The 18,029-nt window shown below is 58.7% G+C and carries 17 protein-coding genes; 12 read left to right on the forward strand and 5 right to left on the reverse strand.

Annotation, left to right across the window (positions count from 1 at the left end):
- Positions 1–200 precede the first annotated feature (200 nt).
- Both BOW52_RS05555 and BOW52_RS05560 read right to left on the reverse strand, forming a co-directional pair.
- Positions 201–1,619, reverse strand: a complete 1,419-nt coding sequence (locus BOW52_RS05555) for an Lcl C-terminal domain-containing protein (RefSeq protein ID WP_172840190.1) — start codon at positions 1,617–1,619, stop codon at positions 201–203.
- Between the two features lie 98 nt (positions 1,620–1,717).
- The gene (locus tag BOW52_RS05560) at positions 1,718–1,951 is read right to left on the reverse strand and encodes a hypothetical protein (protein WP_078483101.1); all 234 of its coding nucleotides are present in this window, start codon (positions 1,949–1,951) and stop codon (positions 1,718–1,720) included.
- A 161-nt stretch (positions 1,952–2,112) separates the two neighbouring features.
- Between BOW52_RS05560 and BOW52_RS05565 the strand changes: the two genes are divergently transcribed.
- The gene (locus BOW52_RS05565; protein ID WP_078483102.1) at positions 2,113–2,373 is read left to right on the forward strand and encodes a GIY-YIG nuclease family protein; all 261 of its coding nucleotides are present in this window, start codon (positions 2,113–2,115) and stop codon (positions 2,371–2,373) included.
- Between the two features lie 58 nt (positions 2,374–2,431).
- On the opposite strand, the gene BOW52_RS05570 is transcribed toward BOW52_RS05565, so the two are convergent.
- A complete protein-coding gene (locus BOW52_RS05570) occupies positions 2,432–4,522 on the reverse strand; it encodes a VIT and vWA domain-containing protein (protein ID WP_078483103.1) in 2,091 nt (696 codons plus the stop codon).
- Positions 4,523–4,740: 218 nt separating this feature from the next.
- Between BOW52_RS05570 and BOW52_RS05575 the strand changes: the two genes are divergently transcribed.
- The 11 genes from BOW52_RS05575 to BOW52_RS05625 all read left to right on the forward strand — a co-directional run bounded on the left by BOW52_RS05575 (position 4,741) and on the right by BOW52_RS05625 (position 16,649).
- A complete protein-coding gene (locus BOW52_RS05575) occupies positions 4,741–5,337 on the forward strand; it encodes a TetR/AcrR family transcriptional regulator (RefSeq protein WP_078483104.1) in 597 nt (198 codons plus the stop codon).
- Positions 5,334–7,508 (forward strand): AMP-binding protein, encoded by a 2,175-nt coding sequence (locus BOW52_RS05580; RefSeq protein WP_078483105.1) that lies wholly within the window; start codon positions 5,334–5,336, stop codon positions 7,506–7,508. The genes BOW52_RS05575 and BOW52_RS05580 overlap by 4 nt, the downstream gene beginning before the upstream one ends.
- A 10-nt stretch (positions 7,509–7,518) precedes the next feature.
- Positions 7,519–8,706, forward strand: a complete 1,188-nt coding sequence (lplT, locus tag BOW52_RS05585) for a lysophospholipid transporter LplT (RefSeq protein WP_078483106.1) — start codon at positions 7,519–7,521, stop codon at positions 8,704–8,706.
- Positions 8,707–8,787: 81 nt separating this feature from the next.
- Positions 8,788–9,681, forward strand: a complete 894-nt coding sequence (locus BOW52_RS05590) for a hypothetical protein (RefSeq protein WP_078483107.1) — start codon at positions 8,788–8,790, stop codon at positions 9,679–9,681.
- Positions 9,682–9,821: 140 nt separating this feature from the next.
- A complete protein-coding gene (locus BOW52_RS05595) occupies positions 9,822–10,112 on the forward strand; it encodes a hypothetical protein (RefSeq protein ID WP_078483108.1) in 291 nt (96 codons plus the stop codon).
- A 73-nt stretch (positions 10,113–10,185) separates the two neighbouring features.
- Positions 10,186–10,806 carry a DUF2796 domain-containing protein gene (locus BOW52_RS05600; protein ID WP_078483109.1) on the forward strand — a complete coding sequence of 207 codons (621 nt, stop codon included), beginning with the start codon at positions 10,186–10,188 and terminating at the stop codon, positions 10,804–10,806.
- Positions 10,807–10,853: 47 nt separating this feature from the next.
- A complete protein-coding gene (locus BOW52_RS05605) occupies positions 10,854–11,585 on the forward strand; it encodes an ABC transporter ATP-binding protein (RefSeq protein ID WP_078483110.1) in 732 nt (243 codons plus the stop codon).
- Positions 11,572–12,831 carry an ABC transporter permease gene (locus BOW52_RS05610; RefSeq protein ID WP_078483111.1) on the forward strand — a complete coding sequence of 420 codons (1,260 nt, stop codon included), beginning with the start codon at positions 11,572–11,574 and terminating at the stop codon, positions 12,829–12,831. The genes BOW52_RS05605 and BOW52_RS05610 overlap by 14 nt, the downstream gene beginning before the upstream one ends.
- Positions 12,832–12,846: 15 nt before the next feature.
- Positions 12,847–13,467 (forward strand): DUF3299 domain-containing protein, encoded by a 621-nt coding sequence (locus BOW52_RS05615; protein ID WP_078483112.1) that lies wholly within the window; start codon positions 12,847–12,849, stop codon positions 13,465–13,467.
- Positions 13,468–13,568: 101 nt separating this feature from the next.
- Positions 13,569–15,008, forward strand: coding sequence for an SLC13 family permease (locus tag BOW52_RS05620; protein ID WP_078483113.1), 1,440 nt, complete (start codon positions 13,569–13,571; stop codon positions 15,006–15,008).
- A gap of 96 nt (positions 15,009–15,104) precedes the next feature.
- Positions 15,105–16,649 (forward strand): GGDEF domain-containing protein, encoded by a 1,545-nt coding sequence (locus tag BOW52_RS05625; RefSeq protein ID WP_078483114.1) that lies wholly within the window; start codon positions 15,105–15,107, stop codon positions 16,647–16,649.
- 117 nt (positions 16,650–16,766) lie between these two features.
- On the opposite strand, the gene BOW52_RS05630 is transcribed toward BOW52_RS05625, so the two are convergent.
- Together BOW52_RS05630 and BOW52_RS05635 are read right to left on the reverse strand one after the other, a co-directional pair.
- Entirely contained in the window at positions 16,767–17,081 is a 315-nt protein-coding gene (locus tag BOW52_RS05630; protein WP_135622078.1) for a type 1 pili tip component, read from the reverse strand.
- Between the two features lie 282 nt (positions 17,082–17,363).
- On the reverse strand, positions 17,364–18,026 hold the full coding sequence (locus tag BOW52_RS05635) for a hypothetical protein (protein ID WP_135622080.1): 663 nt from the start codon (positions 18,024–18,026) through the stop codon (positions 17,364–17,366).
- Between the last annotated feature and the right edge of the window lie 3 nt (positions 18,027–18,029).

Raw genomic sequence — 18,029 nt, forward strand, 5'->3', positions numbered from 1 at the left:
GGGGTCTTGTAGCGATCTTCCCGGATTGCGCTTCGCTTCATCCGGGCTACAACGACAGAAACCTCTTCCCTCACTATTAGAATAAGGGGTAGAGGATGCAGCAAATCGACGCACTTTCAGGAGAGTGAGTTACGAGCATTGCCATGACATGGGCAGTTAATGGAGGCTTGTTCTCGGCAGTCTACTGCCGTCATACAGGTTCAGACTGCATCGCGTACACAGCGCGCATAGTTATAGATGCGCACCTCATCACGCTGCCCGCCCATCGCCGGCCATGATTTCGGTTCACCGGTTTTTGGATCGCTGCGCTGTGCACCGGCACCGTGGGTATCGACCCCATCAACCGAGGTACAGGCACCGAAACAGACGTAGTTCGCCATACCCGCACTATCGCCGTGGGTGGTACTCGACCAGAACCAGCCACGGCTATCGCGCTGGGCAAAAAAGCGCATATCGATTGCCGGGTAGGCGTTGCGGTAATCAACAATACTCTGCAACGCCTTCACGTTGGGCAGTCGCCAATCATCTTTGCCAGCCAGCTGCAGGTCGTTGCAGTAGGCGAGCAACTGCGGCCAGTCACGCTCCTTACCATCATCTGACTGCTGCCAGACCAGACCACTCTTCCGGTCGCTGATGGTGCCATTACGATTGTCGACCAGTAGATTTTCGCCATAAGGCTCGCCACGCACGCAGCGGTAGAAGAGGCCGTAACGACCATTGGTCGGCGCCTGTTTGATCCGACCATCGAGAAAGTTAAAAAAGAAGGCGGCCTCGACATTGCGCCCCCAGTGGTCACCCGCATAGATCGTACTCGACCAGGTCTGACCCATCATGCTGGTGCGGTGGGTGGAGCGGAAGCGGTCACCCGTAAGAATCGACTCATCCGGCTCCTCTAGTTCAAAATAACGACTGTTGATAAAGAAACGGCTACCGGTCACGCCACGCCAGTCACTGATCGAGAAGAGTGATTTGATATTAGGCAGCCGCCAGTCGTCACGCCCAGCCAGCTCGAGCTGTTCGCAGGCACGTTTCGCCGCATAAAAACCGAGCCGCTCCCGGTTATGCTCCTGCTGCCACTGCAGGCCCGTCGAGTGATCCGTCACTGTACCGTTGCCATGATCGGTATATGCCTGAGGTCCACCGACGAAGCTTGCATCCTGTCCATAGAAAGGCTCCCCCTCAGCCGGACAGTCGATCTTGCCTCGCCCATCGAAACAACTTCCCTGCATCGTATCGGCAATACGGCTCGAACTTGCCTGTGCCGTGGGGTTTGTCGCAGAGATATTCAGCGCAGAGGGTCGAGCACCACGTGGCTGCATCTCGCCCGATCCTCCCGGTCCAGCGGGTCTGCCCTGATCTCCTGTACCACCGGGACCACCGGGACCACCTCGACCACGCTCCGGCACACAGACCCTGCCATCCTGCCCCATGCTTCGGCAGCTTCCGCTCACCCTACCGTGCGGTGCCGTGAAGCTACATTGCGAACCTTCACTACTGCTCTGACACGCCGACTTCGCCTCCGGTGGCGGCCCACCCATCGGACCACGCTCCGGCATCTGTGCGGCCGTTACCGCCGCGGCAAACATAAACGCTGCAAATATTAGATAGAGGTAGTGCATCTCATCGACTCCACATTGCATTAATCACAATGTTGAGAGTAGGGATGGAATGTGAAGAGAGTGTGCAGATTAACCGCTTTTACAGACGGCGGATGAAATCACTCGCCGGGAATCACCTTGAGTGAAGGCAGATTGGTGCGACCGATCACATGCAGGACGATGCCGACGCCGACAAAGAAGACCACCGAGGCCATAAACGCCGCAGTGACGGGATGCTCAGAACCGTGCTCCTGATACTTCACATAGCTCAATACCATGCAGCCGATCGCCAACAGATAGTTGATATAAGCCGTAATGACGACGGCTTGCTGAATTTTTCCCTTCTTGGCCATTTCTGCTGTTACCTCGTTTTCGTGGCGTGCAACTTAGCATAGGCATTGAAATATAAGATTGATACGGGTCAACACCGATTGGGCTGCAAAGTATCGTGCCATCCCCAGCCAGCCAGCAACATCGCTTATCATGCCCAATCCGATCTAAACCGAAACAGAACATGACCGACTCCATCGACGAGTGGCACACCTACATCGTGCGCTGCAGCGACGATACGCTCTACACCGGCATCGCCAAGGATCTTGAGCAGCGTATCGATCAACACAACGCGGGCAAGCTGGGGGCTCGTTATACCCGCGCCCGTCGTCCGGTGACCTTGATCTATTCCGAACCCTCCGCCTCGCGCTCCGAGGCGCAGAAACGCGAGTATGCGATCAAGCAGCTCACTCGTGCGCAGAAACTTACTCTCATCGATGACTAACGCATGGGTTCGGAGTCAAAACCGACTCCGACCCCTCATCGATGCCTCCTCATGACGTTTACTCGTCGCGATTACGCTGTCCGATCCAGATCACCAGCGGCAACAGAAGCAGTAGACCCCAGGGACCCAATGCGCCGCCCCCGCCACCACCGAAGCTGGGTCGTGAACCACTGAACATCGGCTGGCTGTTATCAACCCGGCGTTGCACCGGCGCCTGTGCCTTGCGTTGCTGCTGCGCTGCAACTTCCTGCTGACGTCTCGCCTGGTTGATGCGCTGAATTCCGCGCTGCGCAAAGACCTCATCACGCACCACCACCATCGAGGTGTAGTCGGTTACCAGTGAAAACCCCTTGCCGAGATCGGTCACTGCCTGTTTCAGATCGGCCTTCTCGCCAAAGTCCTCCATCTCACCCACCATCTGCTCGATGGTGGCGTAGGCCCAGAGTCGCTCGATCTCGGGGTTAGTGGTTGCCGTTGCCGGGAAGTTGAATCGACTCCGGTACTGTTTTTTATCACCGGAGATCTTCGCATTCAGGGTAATCTCCGCTTCGCCATCGCCCCAGTAGTGACCAAAGGCGACTAGCTGCTGACCACGGTAGAGGCTACCGATCTGCTTCGGTGTGAGATCGGCTGTTTTAATGCCGTCGATTTTCAGCTCCACACCGTGCAGCGCCTGATGGGTCATCTTGCTGGTTGCAGCCAGCAGCTGACCGACGATGTCATCGCTGTTAGAGATACTCATCGCAAAGCCGTTGGAGGCCTTGCTTACCGCCTCCAGTAGTGGACGATTGGCGCTGTTGCCCATAATGAAGGTAAAGAGACGGATGTCCTTCTTCTCGATCAACTCGATGAACTTGCGCTGCACCGTCTCACCGACGTTGGCCACACCATCGGTGACCAGCACCACCGCACTACTGCGATCGGGATCGATCGATTTCAGCCCCAGCTCAATGCCACCGAAGAGGTTGGTACCACTGGTCGGCTGTACCGCTGCCACCTTGTCGCTATAACGCTGAACACTCTCAGCCGTCGCGGCGACATACCCTGGGGTCAGCTCACGTGCACCACTGTTAAAGAGCACGATGCGGAAGCGGTCGTTACCGCTCATCTTCTGCAGCGCGCGGCTCACGCCATCGGCCAGCGTGGCGAACTTGCCTCGCATAGAACCTGAGATATCGAGTACAAAGATGTAATCACGACCCTCGGTGATCGGTTGCAGATCCTCACCGGGGGTCACCACCAGCATGAAGGTACCGCGACCGTTTGCATCGGTTTTGTGGGTGATCAGATCGACACTACCCGGCAGCCCCTCCTGCTGACGCCAGTAGACCACCAGATCCTTGTCGAGTGTGTAGGCGACTGCACCACCCTGCGGATTGAAGGGAATTGCCGTTGCACCCTGCTGATCGTCATCACCAGTGGTCGCACTCGATGCCGTCGCAGACGCGACCGAGGCGATGTTCACATCCCATACACCCCCGCTCCGCTGCGACACCTGCGCGGCGGTTTGCCCCGGTACGCGCACCGCATCGACCGGGTAGGCTGAGCGCAGCTGCAGATCGAAACTGAAACTGCCGGTCACCTTCTCGTTGGCAGTCCAGAAGGCGAGCTTCTGCTCATCGACACCCCCCTCCTCCAGTGGATAGACGTAACGGCCGATGCCGCTGTCGATATGGGCCGGTTGCAGGTAGACCAGGCGGATACGGGTATCGTCCCCAGCGCGCACCGGACTGACCGAGATATCGAAGGATTTATGGCTATCCTTCTCGGTAATGCCCGCCTCTCGCCCCGCCGCCTTCTCCTCCTCATAGACGCGGCGCGCCTCCCCCTTCTCCAGCACCTCACCGCTCACCGGCTTGCCATCGATCCACATCGTGAACTCCGCCACCGCACCGTGAGCCGGTACCGGGAAGGAGTAGACCGTCTCCAGATCCTGAGCGTGCGGGTTGTGGAACTGCTGCTCCACGGTGGTGATGGCGTAACCATCTTCGATCACCACGCTGACGTTATGATCTCTGATCTCCAGCGCCGGCAGGCTGCTGCCCGTCGGAGTCAGTAGCCCCGCTGCCTGTGTGGCACTGCCTACGACCAGCGCCAGCGTTACAACCAGCAGCTGCCAGATCGTTCTTTTGTTTCGTTCTCTATTCATGATTCATATCCTCCAGGGTTATTAAGCATTAATAAAAACACCGTTCAATTAATGTTCTCTTTTAACCCCTCACGTGACTGGATTTGATGGGAGGGGTTGATTAATGAACAGTGCTCAGTTAATTTGTAGCACACAAATAAACACCGTTCAATATTTTTGCTAGACTTACTGAAAAACGAGAGCTGCACCCAAGAGTGCAACATATAAGGAGTAGAGAGATGGCCAGACGCAGTGACCACAGCCGCGAGGAGATCAAGGAGATGGCGCTCGCCGCCGCCGAGCATATCGTGGCGATGGAGGGGTGCCAGGGGCTGAGCGCACGCAAGATCGCCAAGGCGATCGGCTACACCGTCGGCACCCTCTATCTGGTGTTCAAGAACCTCGAGGAGCTGATCCTCCACGTCAACGCCCGCACCCTCGACACCCTCTACGCTGAGATGGTCGACGCCGCCAACGACTGCGAGACACCCGAGCAGTGCGTGATGGCGCTCGGAAACTGCTATATCCACCACGCCAACAGCTACAGCCGCCGCTGGGGGATGATCTACGAGCACATCACTCCCGAGGGTGAGGAGGTGCCGGATTGGTACCAGGCGAAGGTTTCACGCATGTTCGCACTGGTGGAGAGGGCGCTGGAGCCGATGACCACCCTCTCCGACGAGGAGCGCAAACGCGCTGCGCGGGTTCTCTGGAGCGGGGTGCACGGCATCTGCAATCTGCAGCACGCCAATAAGCTCGACGTGGTCGGCGAATCCTCGGGCCAGGAGCTGGCCGAGGCGTTGATCAGCAACTATCTGAAAGGACTCTCAGCATGAAACGGGCAATCATCAAACTACTAAAGATCTTCTTCCGCACCCTGGTCGGCCTGCTCTACCGCGTCGAGCTGAAGGGGATGGAGAACTACCACGCCGCCGGCGAGCGGGTCCTGATTGTCGCCAACCACACCTCCTTTCTCGACGCCGCACTGCTCACCCTCTTCCTGCCCGGCAAGCCGACCTTTGCCATCAACACCGAGATGGCACAGCGCAAGATATTCCGCCCCTTCTACGCCTTCGCCACCCTCTTCCCGATGGACCCGACCAATCCGCTCTCGACCAAGGCGCTGATCAAGTACCTGAAGGGTGACCGCAAGGCGGTGATCTTCCCCGAGGGGCGCATCACCACCACCGGCTCGCTGATGAAGATCTACGATGGCCCCGGCATGGTCGCCGAGCACGCCGAGTCGACCATCCTGCCGGTCCGCATCGACGGCGCCGAGCGCTCCCCCCTCTCGCGGCTGCAGGGGATTGTGCCGCTGCGCTGGTTCCCCAAGGTAAAGATCACCATCCTTCCACCCCAGCGCATCGTCCCGCCGGAGGGGATCAGCCGCCACGAACAGCGCAAATACTCGGGCGAGCGGCTCCACCGCATCATGGTCGATATGATGTTCGAGACCAGCGATCACCACCAGACGCTCTTCGATGCGGTGATCGATGCGCGCAAGACATTCGGCCGCAAAACCGTGGTGCTCGATGACATCAAGCGCAAACCGCTCAGTTACGACCGTCTGATCACCGGCGCCTTCGTGCTCGGTGAGAAGCTGGCGGCATTGAGCCACCACGGCGAACGGGTCGGACTGCTGCTACCCAACGCCTCCGCCACCGTCGTCTCGCTGCTGGGTCTGCAGGCGCACGGTCGCACTCCGGCAATGCTCAACTTCACCGCCGGGCTCAACGGCATGCGTGGCGCCTGCGAGACGGCCCAGATCAATACCGTGATCACCTCGCGCAGTTTCATAGAGAAGGGGAAGCTGGAGCCGGTGATCGAGGGGCTGAGCGAGAGTGTTGAGATCTGCTACCTGGAGGATATCGCCGAAGGAATCTCACTTGCCGACAAACTGCGCGGCCTGCTCGCCAGTCGTTTCGCCAGATCGAGTTACCGCCGCCGTGCCGGTGCAGTCGACCCGCAGGATGCCGCGGTGGTGATCTTCACCTCCGGCTCCGAGGGGGTACCGAAGGGGGTGGTACTGAGCCACCTCAATCTGCTCGCCAACTACCAGCAGATGCGCGCCAGCGTGCCATTCAACCCGACCGACTCGATCATCAACGTGCTGCCGATCTTCCACTCCTTCGGCCTCACCGCAGCGACCATCCTGCCGCTACTCTCCGGCATCAAGTGCTTCCTCTACCCCTCGCCGCTCCACTACCGCATCATTCCGGAGATCGCCTACGAGATCGGTGCCACGGTGATCTTCGGCACCAACACCTTCCTCGCCGGCTACGCCAAGCACGCCCACCCCTACGACTTCCACAAACTGCGCTACGTCTTCGCCGGGGCGGAGAAGGTGCACGAGCAGACCCGCAAGGTCTGGATGGATAAGTTCGGCCACCGCATCCTCGATGGTTACGGCGCCTCCGAAACCAGCCCTGTGCTCTCCTTCAACACCCCGATGGCGTGCAAGCTCGGCAGTGTTGGTCAGCTGATGCCCGCCATCGACTACCGCCTCGAGCCGGTCGAGGGTGTCGCCGAGGGTGGCCGACTCCACGTGCGCGGCCCCAACGTGATGAGCGGCTACCTGCTGCACGACAATCCCGGTGTACTGGTGCCGCCGCAGAGCAGCATGGGTGCTGGTTGGTACGACACCGGCGATATCGTCACCGTCGATGACGAGGGTTTCGTCACCATCCAGGGGCGTGCCAAGCGCTTTGCCAAGATCGGCGGTGAAATGGTTTCGCTGGCGGCGGTCGAGGAGCTGGTCAACAGGGTCTGGCCCGATGCATTGCATGCGGTGGTCTCGGTGGCCGATGCGCAGAAGGGCGAACAGCTGGTGCTGATCACAGAGAGGAAGGAGTCACCGCGCGCTGAACTGCTCGGCTATGCACGTGAGACGGGAGTGAGCGAACTCTCGGTGCCGCGCCACTTCATCACCGACACTGCCATCCCGCTGCTCGGCACCGGCAAGATCGACTACCCCGCCGCGCAGCGCATCGCCGACGCAGCACAGTAGAGCAGTCGTTATGAATCGCGGCATCTACACCTTGATGGTGGCGCAGTTTCTTACCGCCTTCGCCGACAACGCAATCCTCTTCGCCGCCTTCGCCATGCTCAGCGAGATGGCGAGCGTCGGCGAGTGGTACAAACCGGCACTGCAGGGCGCCTTTCTGCTCGCCTTCGTGGTGCTGGCCCCCTGGGTCGGGCGCTTTGCCGACCGACACGCCAAGCGTTCGGTACTGACCATCGGCAATGCGATCAAAGCACTCGGCGCACTGCTGCTGATGCTCAACCTCGAACCGCTGCTCGCCTACGCAGTGGTCGGTATCGGAGCCGCCGTCTACGGCCCGGCCAAGTACGGCATCCTTCCCGAGCTGACCGGCCACAAGAAACTGGTGAAGGCGAACGCCCTGATCGAGGGATCGACCATCATCGCCATCGTGCTTGGTGCAGTGATTGGTGCCAATATCGCCGACCAGAGCATAAGCTATGCCTTACTGCTGATCGTCACCGCCTATCTGCTCTCACTTGTCGGTAGCCTGCTGGTACCGAAGACAACGAGCAAGACACAGCCACCTACGGGTTCGGCCATCCGTCACTTCGGCACCATGATGGCGCGCTTCTTCACCACCAGCCACGCCCGCTTCTCAATGCTCGGAGCCAGCATCTTCTGGGCCGCTGCGGTGGTGTTGCGGGTGATGATGGTCGCCTGGGCTCCGGCGGTGCTCTTAACCAGCTCCACCGCCGAGATTGCCAATCTCACCGTCTTCATCGCCATTGGTATCGCCCTTGGTGCCTTCATCGTGCCGTGGCTGGTACCGATAGAGCGGCTACGTCGGGCCAGAGTCGCCGCCTATGTAATGGGCGCACTGATCGTCGTACTGGCAACGGTTAACGACCCTACCCTCGCCAAGATCGTGCTGCTCCTGATCGGCATGTCCGGAGGCATCTTCGTCGTACCGATCAACGCCGCCCTGCAGGAGCTCGGCCACCGCTCCATCGGTGCCGGTGGCGCGGTAGCGATCCAGAACTTCTTTGAGAACCTCGCCATGCTCGCCGGCACTGGCCTTTACACCCTGGCCCTTGGTGGCGGGATAGATCCTGTGGTCGCTGTGTATTCCCTCGGAGCACTGGTGATTATTGCCACCACCATCATCGCCTGGCATCTGCCAAAGGTGGCGGAGTCATGGCCACCTGCGACAAGTGGTAGTTAGCACGAATAAGCAACAAACAAATTTAACGCCTATTCCTCCGAGCAGCCTTCCCTCTCTTTGCATTCGTGATAACTTCACAGCATGAGTAAGGCACCGACGATAGCCATCCTGTTTGATAAATCGACTCGTGATGATGACATACAGATGTATAGAATCTGGCACCTCGCCAACGCATGGCGTGAGCAGGGATTTCGAGTTGAGATAGTCCGCAACCTCAGTGAACTGGAAGAAGCCGATCTAGTTGTTCCACAGATCGATATCAGCGTGATTCCCGAGGAGTACCGTCCTCTGCTTAAACTATCGACCCCGGTTGTTAATCGGAGCGTGGTTGATATTCGCAAGTCGGCCTTCAGCCAATATTTGGTTTCACCGGATGACGACTACGACGGTCCCGTTATCGTTAAGAGTGACTGCAATTGTGGTGGTGGTCCTGAACGTCGGGCGCTTCGCGGCAACCCCCTTCACAAACGGATTACCCAAAAAGTCCACGCTTCACTACGAGCCCTTGGACAGATAACTGCCTCACGCTCTCTTAACCATCTCGCCTATGTCAACGGCATCAAACCGATCAACTATCCCGTTTACGAATCAAAGTCACAGGTTCCGCGCGCTGTTTTCGCTAACCCCGTTCTGGTGGTTGAGAAATTTCTTCCGGAGCAAGAGGGTGATCACTACTACCTGCGCAGCTACGCCTTTTTTGGTAACGAGGGGTGCGCGGTTCGTACCCGCGCCAGCTGCCCGGTCGTAAAGGGTGCAGTCGGTTCCGACATTGAGTTCGTACCTGTGGATGCCGCGATCATAGCCGCAAGGGAGGAGCTAGGTTTCGACTATGGAAAATTTGACTATACGATCCACAACGGTGAAGCGATTCTGTTTGATACCAACACTACACCCACCTTTGGCAAGGCCTATCCAGATGCTGTGCGGTCTAAGATCGTCTCGCAATTATCGCGCGGAGTGTCCACCTGGCTCTGACCCACCGTTCGCATTTACGCCAACCATGATCCTTAAGCTATTCAGATATTAGGGGAGCTTCACACTGGCCCCAATTAAAAGGCGGCAGACCTACAGGGACGAACTGGAATCGTGGATCAGCTGCCGTTACCATCCGCTATATGAAACTCAGCTCCTCACCCAGCCTGCGCCTGCTGATCGTCACACTGCTGATTGCCGTGGTGTTCGCCCAGGCACACCTGCTGGAGCACGAGATTGAACACGCCATCCACGGCGATAACGAAAGTTGCGCCAGCTGCGAGCTCGGTGGACACCTGGCGGCCGCTTTGTCGAGTGCGACCACCCATTGCTACCTCTCCGCAGCCACTCCGCCGCCGGTTCACGACGAATACGGTATCACCCAGAGCCACACCCGCCTCTTCTCTCCGCGCGCCCCTCCACACCTGACCTGAAGTCAGAACATCTACCTATCTGATACCGCGCCTGCCCTAAACCGGTAAGGCGCACCACTCTGGAGAGAAGAGTATGAACAGAAGCGAATTTCGCAGCGCTGCGGTCGCGCTTACAGCGCTGCTTATCCCATTTTCACCCCCCCTCCACGCGGAGGAGGATGTTCACCGTCACCACGAGGCGCACGAGCACGGCGTCGGCCAGCTCAACATCGCCGTTGAGGGTCGGGAGCTCCATCTCGAACTGGAGAGCCCGGCGATGAATATCGTCGGTTTTGAACACGCGCCGCGCAACGAGCAGGAGCACCATGCCGTGGAGCACGCAGTCGAGCAGCTGCGGCGCGCAGAGCGGCTCTTCATCACCTCTGCAGCTGCAGGATGCCGACTACACGAGGCGGAGGTAGAGAGCGGTCTGATGGAGGCTGATGATGAACACCATGAGGCACATCACGATGAAGCGCATGGCGATGAGAAACACGATGCTCATCATGAGGAGGGTCATGGCGAAGAGGCGCACGCCGACTTCGAAGCCAGCTACCGCTTTGCCTGCAATAACCCCGCGGCCCTGAGCACTCTAACGGTGAAACTGTTCGAGACCTTCCCGGCAACCGAGGAGCTCGAGGTACAACTGCTTCGCGATCGTGGGCAGACGGCCGTGGAGCTGACTACTGCCAACGCCGTCATCAACCTTCAATAGTTAAACGCTGGAGGTGCTGCTGCACCTCCAGCCATTCCGAGTGCACTATGGATAACTCAGAGCAAGTCATCGAGATCGAGGGGTTGGAGTTCCGCTGGCAACCGGCGGGGGATCCCACCCTGCAGATCGACCACTTCGCCGTAACGCGCGGCGAACGCATATTCATCAAGGGTGAGAGCGGCAGCGGCAAGAGCACCCTGCTCAGCCTGCTTGGCGGTGTACTCACCCCCCAGCGAGGCACCATCACCCTGCTCGGTGAGACGATCAACTCCTTGCCCGGCGCCAAACGCGACCGTTTCCGCGCCGACCACATCGGCTTCATCTTCCAGATGTTCAACCTGATCCCCTACCTCTCGGTGGTGGAGAATGTGGTACTGCCGCTCCACTTCTCTAAACGACGCCGCAAACGGGTTGAGGAGAGACACTCAGCGGGAGAGGAGGCTGAACGGCTGCTCGGTCACCTCGATCTCAGCGGCGAGTTGCTCCACCGCCCGGTCACCGAGCTGAGCGTGGGCCAGCAGCAGCGGGTAGCGGCGGCACGCGCATTGATCGGCAGCCCCGAGCTGGTGATTGCCGACGAGCCGACCTCCTCGCTCGATGCCGACCGTCGTCAGGCCTTCATCGAGCTGCTGATTCGGGAGTGCGACGAGGCGGGCAACACCCTGCTCTTCGTCAGCCACGACTCCAGTCTGGAGTCCCACTTCAACCACACCCTGCCGCTCGGTGCGATCAACCGTGCGGTAGCAGACTCGAAGGAGAGGGCCGATGGCGATCGTTAGATTGGCGGCCAAGAGCCTCTGGAACCGCCGTTTCACCGCGGCGCTGACCCTCATCTCCATCGCCCTAAGTGTTGCCTTGCTACTCGGGGTCGAGCGGCTGCGCACCGAGTCACGTGAGAGCTTTGCCAACACCATTTCAGGCACCGATCTGATCGTCGGCGCACGCAGCGGCTCGACACAGCTGCTGCTCTACTCGGTCTTCCGCATCGGTAACGCCACCAATAACATCTCCTGGCAGAGCTTCCAGGAGCTCGCCCACCACCGCAACGTCAAGTGGGCGGTGCCGATCTCCCTCGGCGACTCCCACCGCGGCTTTCGGGTGATGGGGACCACCGCTGACTACTTCAACCACTACCGTTTCGCCCGTGAGCGCACCCTCGATTTCCGGCAAGGCACTCCCTTCAGCGAAGTCTACGATGCGGTGCTCGGTGCCGAGGTGGCCGAGCAGCTCGGTTACCGGCTGGGCGAGAAGATCGTCATTGCCCACGGTGCCGGCCGGGTGAACCTCGTCAGCCATGACGACAAGCCCTTTACCGTAACCGGTATCCTCGCGCGCACCGGCACCCCACTCGACCGCACCATCCACGTGCCGCTCGCCGGGATCGAGGCGATCCATATCGACTGGCAGGGAGGCAGCCGCACCCCGGGACTGCCCATCTCGGCCGAACGGGCGCTGAAACACGACCTGACGCCGAAGTCGATCACCGCCGCCTACCTCGGCCTCACCTCACGCATCAGCACCTTCAAGGTGCAGCGCTACATCAACGACTACAAGAAGGAGCCGCTGTTGGCGATCATCCCCGGCGTCGCCCTGCAGCAGCTGTGGGACATGATGGGGGTCGCCGAACGGGTGCTGCTGGCGGTCTCCGCCTTCGTGGTACTGGTGGGCCTGACCGGCATGGTGACGGTGATTCTCACTAGCCTCAACGAGCGGCGGCGCGAGATGGCTATCCTGCGCTCGGTCGGTGCACGACCGTCCCAGATCACCCTGCTGATCATTGGCGAGGCGCTCACCCTCACCCTGCTCGGCACCCTGCTCGGCCTCGCCCTGCTCTACGGCCTGCTCGAGATCGCCCAGCCGCTAATCGAGAGCCATTTTGGCCTCTTCATCCCGGTCGACTGGCCCTCCAGCTACGAGCTTGTACTACTCGGCACGGTACAGCTGGTCGGCTTTGTAATTGCACTGCTCCCCGCATGGCGTGCCTACCGCTACTCAGTAGCGGACGGCATGACAATTCGTATCTAATACACAGGCACCATTATGAACAGACACTACCTACTACTTCTGCTCCCCCTGCTCCTGCTCGGCTGCGAACGCGATCCCCTCTCCGACCGCGGCAAGGTCTTTGTTTCCGAACAGCCGGCGGAGAAACAGCCAGACACCCCCTCTCCGATGATCAAGGTCGCGCAGACGACTACCGAAGAGAACGGCATCAAAACCCTGGACTGGGACGATCTGCTGCCACCCGGCTGGCTCCCCAAGCCGGAGCTGGTCGAACGCTACAGGATCGGCGAGATCGGTGATGATGACCCACTGATTATTGAAGCTCGCGAACGCCTCTCCCGTCCCATACAGCCGGCCAACCAGGAGCTCAACGGCAAGATGATCAAAATATCGGGCTTTGTCGTTCCACTGGAGAGGAGCGGGACGAAGGTAACGGAGTTTCTTCTCGTCCCCTACCACGGCGCCTGCATCCATGTGCCACCGCCGCCGAGCAACCAGACCGTCTACGTCACCACCACCAAGGAGGGCGCAGCGGTTCGCAAGATGTTCGATACCGTCTGGGTAACCGGCACGATCATCATCGACCATGTCGAGAGCGATATTGCCGAGGCGGGTTACACCATCTATGCCGAGAAGGTCGAACCCTACGACGAGTAGCGACCCACGCGATCTATCGTCGTAGGAAGGCTTGACTGGCAGGAACCCAAATGAAACGCACCTACGTTACGATACCGTTCTCAACAGCAATCGATTAAACCATGTACAGCTCACGACAACAGATCGGCCTCTTGCTCGGTCCAGCTCTCTTTCTCATCCTGCTGCTGATCCCCACACCCGAGGGGATGCCGCCTGCCGCGATGCAGACTGCGGCCGTGGTGGCGCTGATGGCGGTCTGGTGGGTAAGCGAGGCGCTGCCGCTGCCGGTCACGGCACTACTACCGATCGTGCTCTTCCCGCTGCTCGATATCACACCGGCCACCCAGGTGACCCGGGCCTACGCCCACCACATCATCTTCCTCTTCCTCGGCGGTTTTCTGATCGCCATTGCGATTGAGCGTTGGCAGCTCCACCGCCGTATCGCACTGTTGGTATTGCGACTGGTCGGCACCCGTCCCGACCGGCTGCTATTCGGTTTCATGTTTGTTACCGCCTTCCTCTCATCATGGATCAGCAATACCGCCTCCACCCTGATGATGGTGACCATCGGCACAGCGGTGCTGACTCGCCTGAGCGAGAATGGCAGCAAGCTCGAGAACGGGCTGGGTACCGCGTTGATGCTCGGCATCGCCTATGCCGCCTCGATCGGTGGCATCGCCACCCTGATTGGCACACCGCCCAATGCGATTCTGGCCGGCATCATGGAGAGCAGCTATGGCGTGCAGATCGGCTTCATGGAGTGGATGGTGTTCGCCCTGCCGCTCTCACTGGCAATGCTGGTGATCACCTGGCTCTACCTGAGCCGCTTCGCCTATCGCCTGAACAACGGCACACAACTCTCTAACCACTCACTCTTCAGCGATGAGCTGCACAGGTTGGGACCGATGAGTTCACAGGAGAAGCGAGTACTGTTCATCTTCCTGTTGGTGGTGACTGGCTGGATAGGTCGCGGCTTTGTCGATATCCCCATGCTGAAGGGCATCACCGACTCGACCATCGCCATCGCCGGCGCACTGCTACTCTTCATCACCCCCTCGGGCCGCAAACCAGGTGAGCGGCTGCTCGACTGGCAGAGTACGGCAAAGGTGCCGTGGGACATTCTCATCCTCTTCGGCGGTGGTCTGGCACTGGCCGGTGGTGTGGCCGACAGCGGCCTCTCCACCTGGCTCGGTGAGCAGATGGTCGGACTGGCCGGGATGCCGCTGCCGGTGATGATCGGCCTGCTGGTGCTGATGGTGGTCTTCCTCACCGAGGTCTCCTCCAACACTGCCACCGCCTCACTGCTGCTACCGGTGCTGGGTGGTTTTGCCGTCGCCTCCGGTATCCCGGCGATGACGTTGATGGCCGCCACCGCGCTGGCCGCCTCCTTCGCCTTCATGCTGCCGGTCGCCACCCCACCCAACGCTATCGTCTTCAGCAGCCGCAAGGTGACGCTGCCGCAGATGGCACGTGCCGGCATCTGGCTCAATTTGATCGGCACGCTGCTGATTACGGTTGCCATAGCCTGGTTGCTGCCTCTCGTGTGGAGGCTATCTACATAGAATTCCGCTCGAAATACTGCCATAGCATGACAATTTCATCCTCGTGCCCATGCGTTTACCACTCGTAGCAGCAGTGGTTGTTTTAAATCATCTCCTATGGTCTATGATGGACGCCCCTGCACCGTCCAGACGACACGAGTAACGATGAATCTGCAGCAGAAGGCCCTGGCCATTGTCATCCCCCTGATCACGCTACTCACTGCGGGATACAGCTACTTCGTCTACGTCACCACATCCGAACACATCGAACAGATAGTCGCCACCGAAAGGGAGCAACTACACCAGCAACACACCCACTACTTTAAGATGATGATCGACCAGCGTTACCAGCATGAGTTACGCCAGCTCTTGATCACACCCGGGCTAGTCGATGTATTCGCACGCCAGGATAGAGCAGCGCTACTCGACCTGGCCGATCCGGTCTGGCGACTGCTGCGTGCTGAAAATCCGAATGTTGCCCGCCTCCACTTTCATCGTGCCGATGGCACTTCGCTGCTGCGCGTGCATCTGCCCAGACGGTATGGCGATGACATCGCCGCGCTGCGTCCGATGCTGCAAACGATCCACGCCAACCACCAGCCGATCAGCGCCGTGGAGATGGGTCGCCACGGCCTCTTCTATCGGGTCATGCAGCCAATCATGGTCGATGGCAACTATCTCGGCGCTGTAGAGCTCGGCCTGTCGATGAAATTCGTGACCAACGCGCTACGCCACATGCTCGGCATCGAGAGCCTGATCCTGATCGGCCACAAAGCACTAGAGGCGTACGACGCGCCCATTGATGACACAGTTAGGCTGGGTGATTACATCCTCTGGTCCAGCAGCAGTGACATTCGTAAAGGGTTAGACGCACTGCAGAAAGGTTTTGATATCAACCAGGACGCCAACGTGATTACTCACGGCACCCAGACCCATCTGCTGCACACCTCGCATATGCCGACGATTGAGGGCAGTCCAAAGGCTGCGATGCTCTTTGTGCAGGACCTCACCCCCTATATTGAGAAGCGTAACCATACGCTCTTCGGTGCCATCATCAGTGCCGTGCTGGTAGTCGTGATCTTTATCATCACACTACGCCTCACCCTCTCACCGCTACTGAGCAACCTTGTGGCCACCAACAGGAAACTCTCGGAGAAGATCGATGAGGTTACCCGCCTTTCGATCACCGATCCGCTGACCCAGATCTTTAACCGGGTGCAGTTCAACCATTCACTGAGCAATGCGATCACCCTGGCCGAACGCTACAACACCCCCTTCTCACTACTGATGTTCGACCTCGATCACTTCAAGAGAATTAATGACGACTATGGTCACCCTGCAGGAGACCGTGTGTTGATCCAGACAACCGAGATCGTCACTCGCCTGCTGCGCAGTAACGATACCTTTGCCCGCTGGGGCGGTGAGGAGTTCATGGTCATTCTTCCCCATCAAGGAGTTGATGAGGGGCGTATCGTCGCCGAAAAGATCCGTACATTAATCGCTGACCATAGCTTCGATGGGATCGAACACGTCACCCTCAGTGTCGGTATCACACAATACCGAGAAGGTGACGATATCGAGCAGATACTGCATCGCGTCGACATTAATCTCTATCACGCCAAACAGCAGGGCAGAAACCAGACCATCGCTGATCAGGACTAAACTCCCGCACCTTACCCACACCCCTCGGCACGCTAACAAAACAGGTAAACGAAATCCGATTCGGTTCAGCTCATGGAGGTCGTGAAATGGTGCGGTGGCGAGCCACCAACTCTCTACCTAGAGCTGCGCATGTTTTCTCACCAGCTCCAGATATCTTGGCGTCAGACCAACATCCTCAAAGATCGGATCACCCAGCTCGTCTTCGGCAACCACCTTCTCACCCGGCACATAGGGCAACGCCTCCTGATAGGAGGAGAGCGCGGTGGCGAGTAGTTGGGAGATCACCGTCTCGGTGGAGAGCCCCGGATAGAGCTCTGAGATTGCCTCGATGCTCGCCATATTCTGTCGGGAGATTTTAAAACAGACCTCAACACCCTCAGCATCCATTTTTGGCATTGAGTCCCACTGCGTGATCAGCTGCTTGATATTCATCTCTGCCTCCAAAAATGGCCAACCATTTAGGGGAGTCGCTATTTTTGCGAGAGTTTGTTTTGGGCATCCAAGCCCAAGCAAACAGCAAAAACTTCACGCGACCGTTTATGCCTGCGGCGCCCCGTATCCATGGCGGTCAGCGTATGTCAAAAAAGTATAGATCGGCGCTCAGTGTCGTCAATGGAGAGAGAGATCGATGCAGACAAATACGTGCAGCTCAACGAGCCGCCAACATTAAGTCAATAAGTCAAACGGAATCAATTCGTTAGAGCCAGGTTTTCGCTATCGAGTGCATTTATAGCTGCCCGACCAACCACTGGCATCATCCGACCGAGTTAACAGCACCGCATCACCACTCACCGAGATACTCCAGCTGCCGGTCCAGACACCCCGAGCACCTGTGGGTCCAATCCTGGGGTTGGAATCTCGATAGGTGTAACTCCCCTTGGCGCTCGTCTCGGAGAGCGATTCGATCAACAGCTCCTCGCTGGCGGGCCTACCACCATGTGCGTGGCGATAGTTGGCCGTGAGCTTTGCCGACTTCTTCATCGAGGGGATCTTGAGAACCAGAGGAGAACCCGAACCGCTGCACTGCCAGGTCCCAATCAATGACGAGATCCCACCACCCTCTTCTGTTCGCTTGAGCGTAATCGAAACCTCGAAGGGTTTCGGCAACTTCGCCGCAGTAATCGTCACAGTGACTGGGAATGGCTCTGGAGACTTTGGCAGCGGAGCACGCTTTAACTTTAACGTAACCGGAAATGGAGCTGGGGCCGTGGGTAACACAGCACGAATTAGCGTCATCGTCACAGGAAAGGGGGTTGGCAGGGGTGGCAGCTCACCCCGCTTAATCTCGATCTCCACAGCAAAGGGGGTCGGAGGTGCAAGTAGCGGCTCTGCCGCTGCCGCAACACCACCACACCATGCCATCAATAAAATAAGCATGTT

This window comes from Solemya pervernicosa gill symbiont (assembly GCF_002020875.1).
In the GTDB taxonomy this organism is placed as follows: Bacteria; Pseudomonadota; Gammaproteobacteria.

Coding starts and splice junctions, on each gene's coding strand:
- lplT (WP_078483106.1), top strand. CDS start 7,519: ATGAATCGCGGCATCTACACCTTGATGGTGGCGCAGTTTCTTACCGCC.
- BOW52_RS05560 (WP_078483101.1), bottom strand. CDS start 1,951: ATGGCCAAGAAGGGAAAAATTCAGCAAGCCGTCGTCATTACGGCTTAT.
- BOW52_RS05565 (WP_078483102.1), top strand. CDS start 2,113: ATGACCGACTCCATCGACGAGTGGCACACCTACATCGTGCGCTGCAGC.
- BOW52_RS05570 (WP_078483103.1), bottom strand. CDS start 4,522: ATGAATAGAGAACGAAACAAAAGAACGATCTGGCAGCTGCTGGTTGTA.
- BOW52_RS05605 (WP_078483110.1), top strand. CDS start 10,854: ATGGATAACTCAGAGCAAGTCATCGAGATCGAGGGGTTGGAGTTCCGC.
- BOW52_RS05590 (WP_078483107.1), top strand. CDS start 8,788: ATGAGTAAGGCACCGACGATAGCCATCCTGTTTGATAAATCGACTCGT.
- BOW52_RS05630 (WP_135622078.1), bottom strand. CDS start 17,081: ATGAATATCAAGCAGCTGATCACGCAGTGGGACTCAATGCCAAAAATG.
- BOW52_RS05625 (WP_078483114.1), top strand. CDS start 15,105: ATGGTCTATGATGGACGCCCCTGCACCGTCCAGACGACACGAGTAACG.
- BOW52_RS05600 (WP_078483109.1), top strand. CDS start 10,186: ATGAACAGAAGCGAATTTCGCAGCGCTGCGGTCGCGCTTACAGCGCTG.
- BOW52_RS05615 (WP_078483112.1), top strand. CDS start 12,847: ATGAACAGACACTACCTACTACTTCTGCTCCCCCTGCTCCTGCTCGGC.
- BOW52_RS05580 (WP_078483105.1), top strand. CDS start 5,334: ATGAAACGGGCAATCATCAAACTACTAAAGATCTTCTTCCGCACCCTG.
- BOW52_RS05555 (WP_172840190.1), bottom strand. CDS start 1,619: ATGCACTACCTCTATCTAATATTTGCAGCGTTTATGTTTGCCGCGGCG.
- BOW52_RS05595 (WP_078483108.1), top strand. CDS start 9,822: ATGAAACTCAGCTCCTCACCCAGCCTGCGCCTGCTGATCGTCACACTG.
- BOW52_RS05620 (WP_078483113.1), top strand. CDS start 13,569: ATGTACAGCTCACGACAACAGATCGGCCTCTTGCTCGGTCCAGCTCTC.
- BOW52_RS05575 (WP_078483104.1), top strand. CDS start 4,741: ATGGCCAGACGCAGTGACCACAGCCGCGAGGAGATCAAGGAGATGGCG.
- BOW52_RS05610 (WP_078483111.1), top strand. CDS start 11,572: ATGGCGATCGTTAGATTGGCGGCCAAGAGCCTCTGGAACCGCCGTTTC.
- BOW52_RS05635 (WP_135622080.1), bottom strand. CDS start 18,026: ATGCTTATTTTATTGATGGCATGGTGTGGTGGTGTTGCGGCAGCGGCA.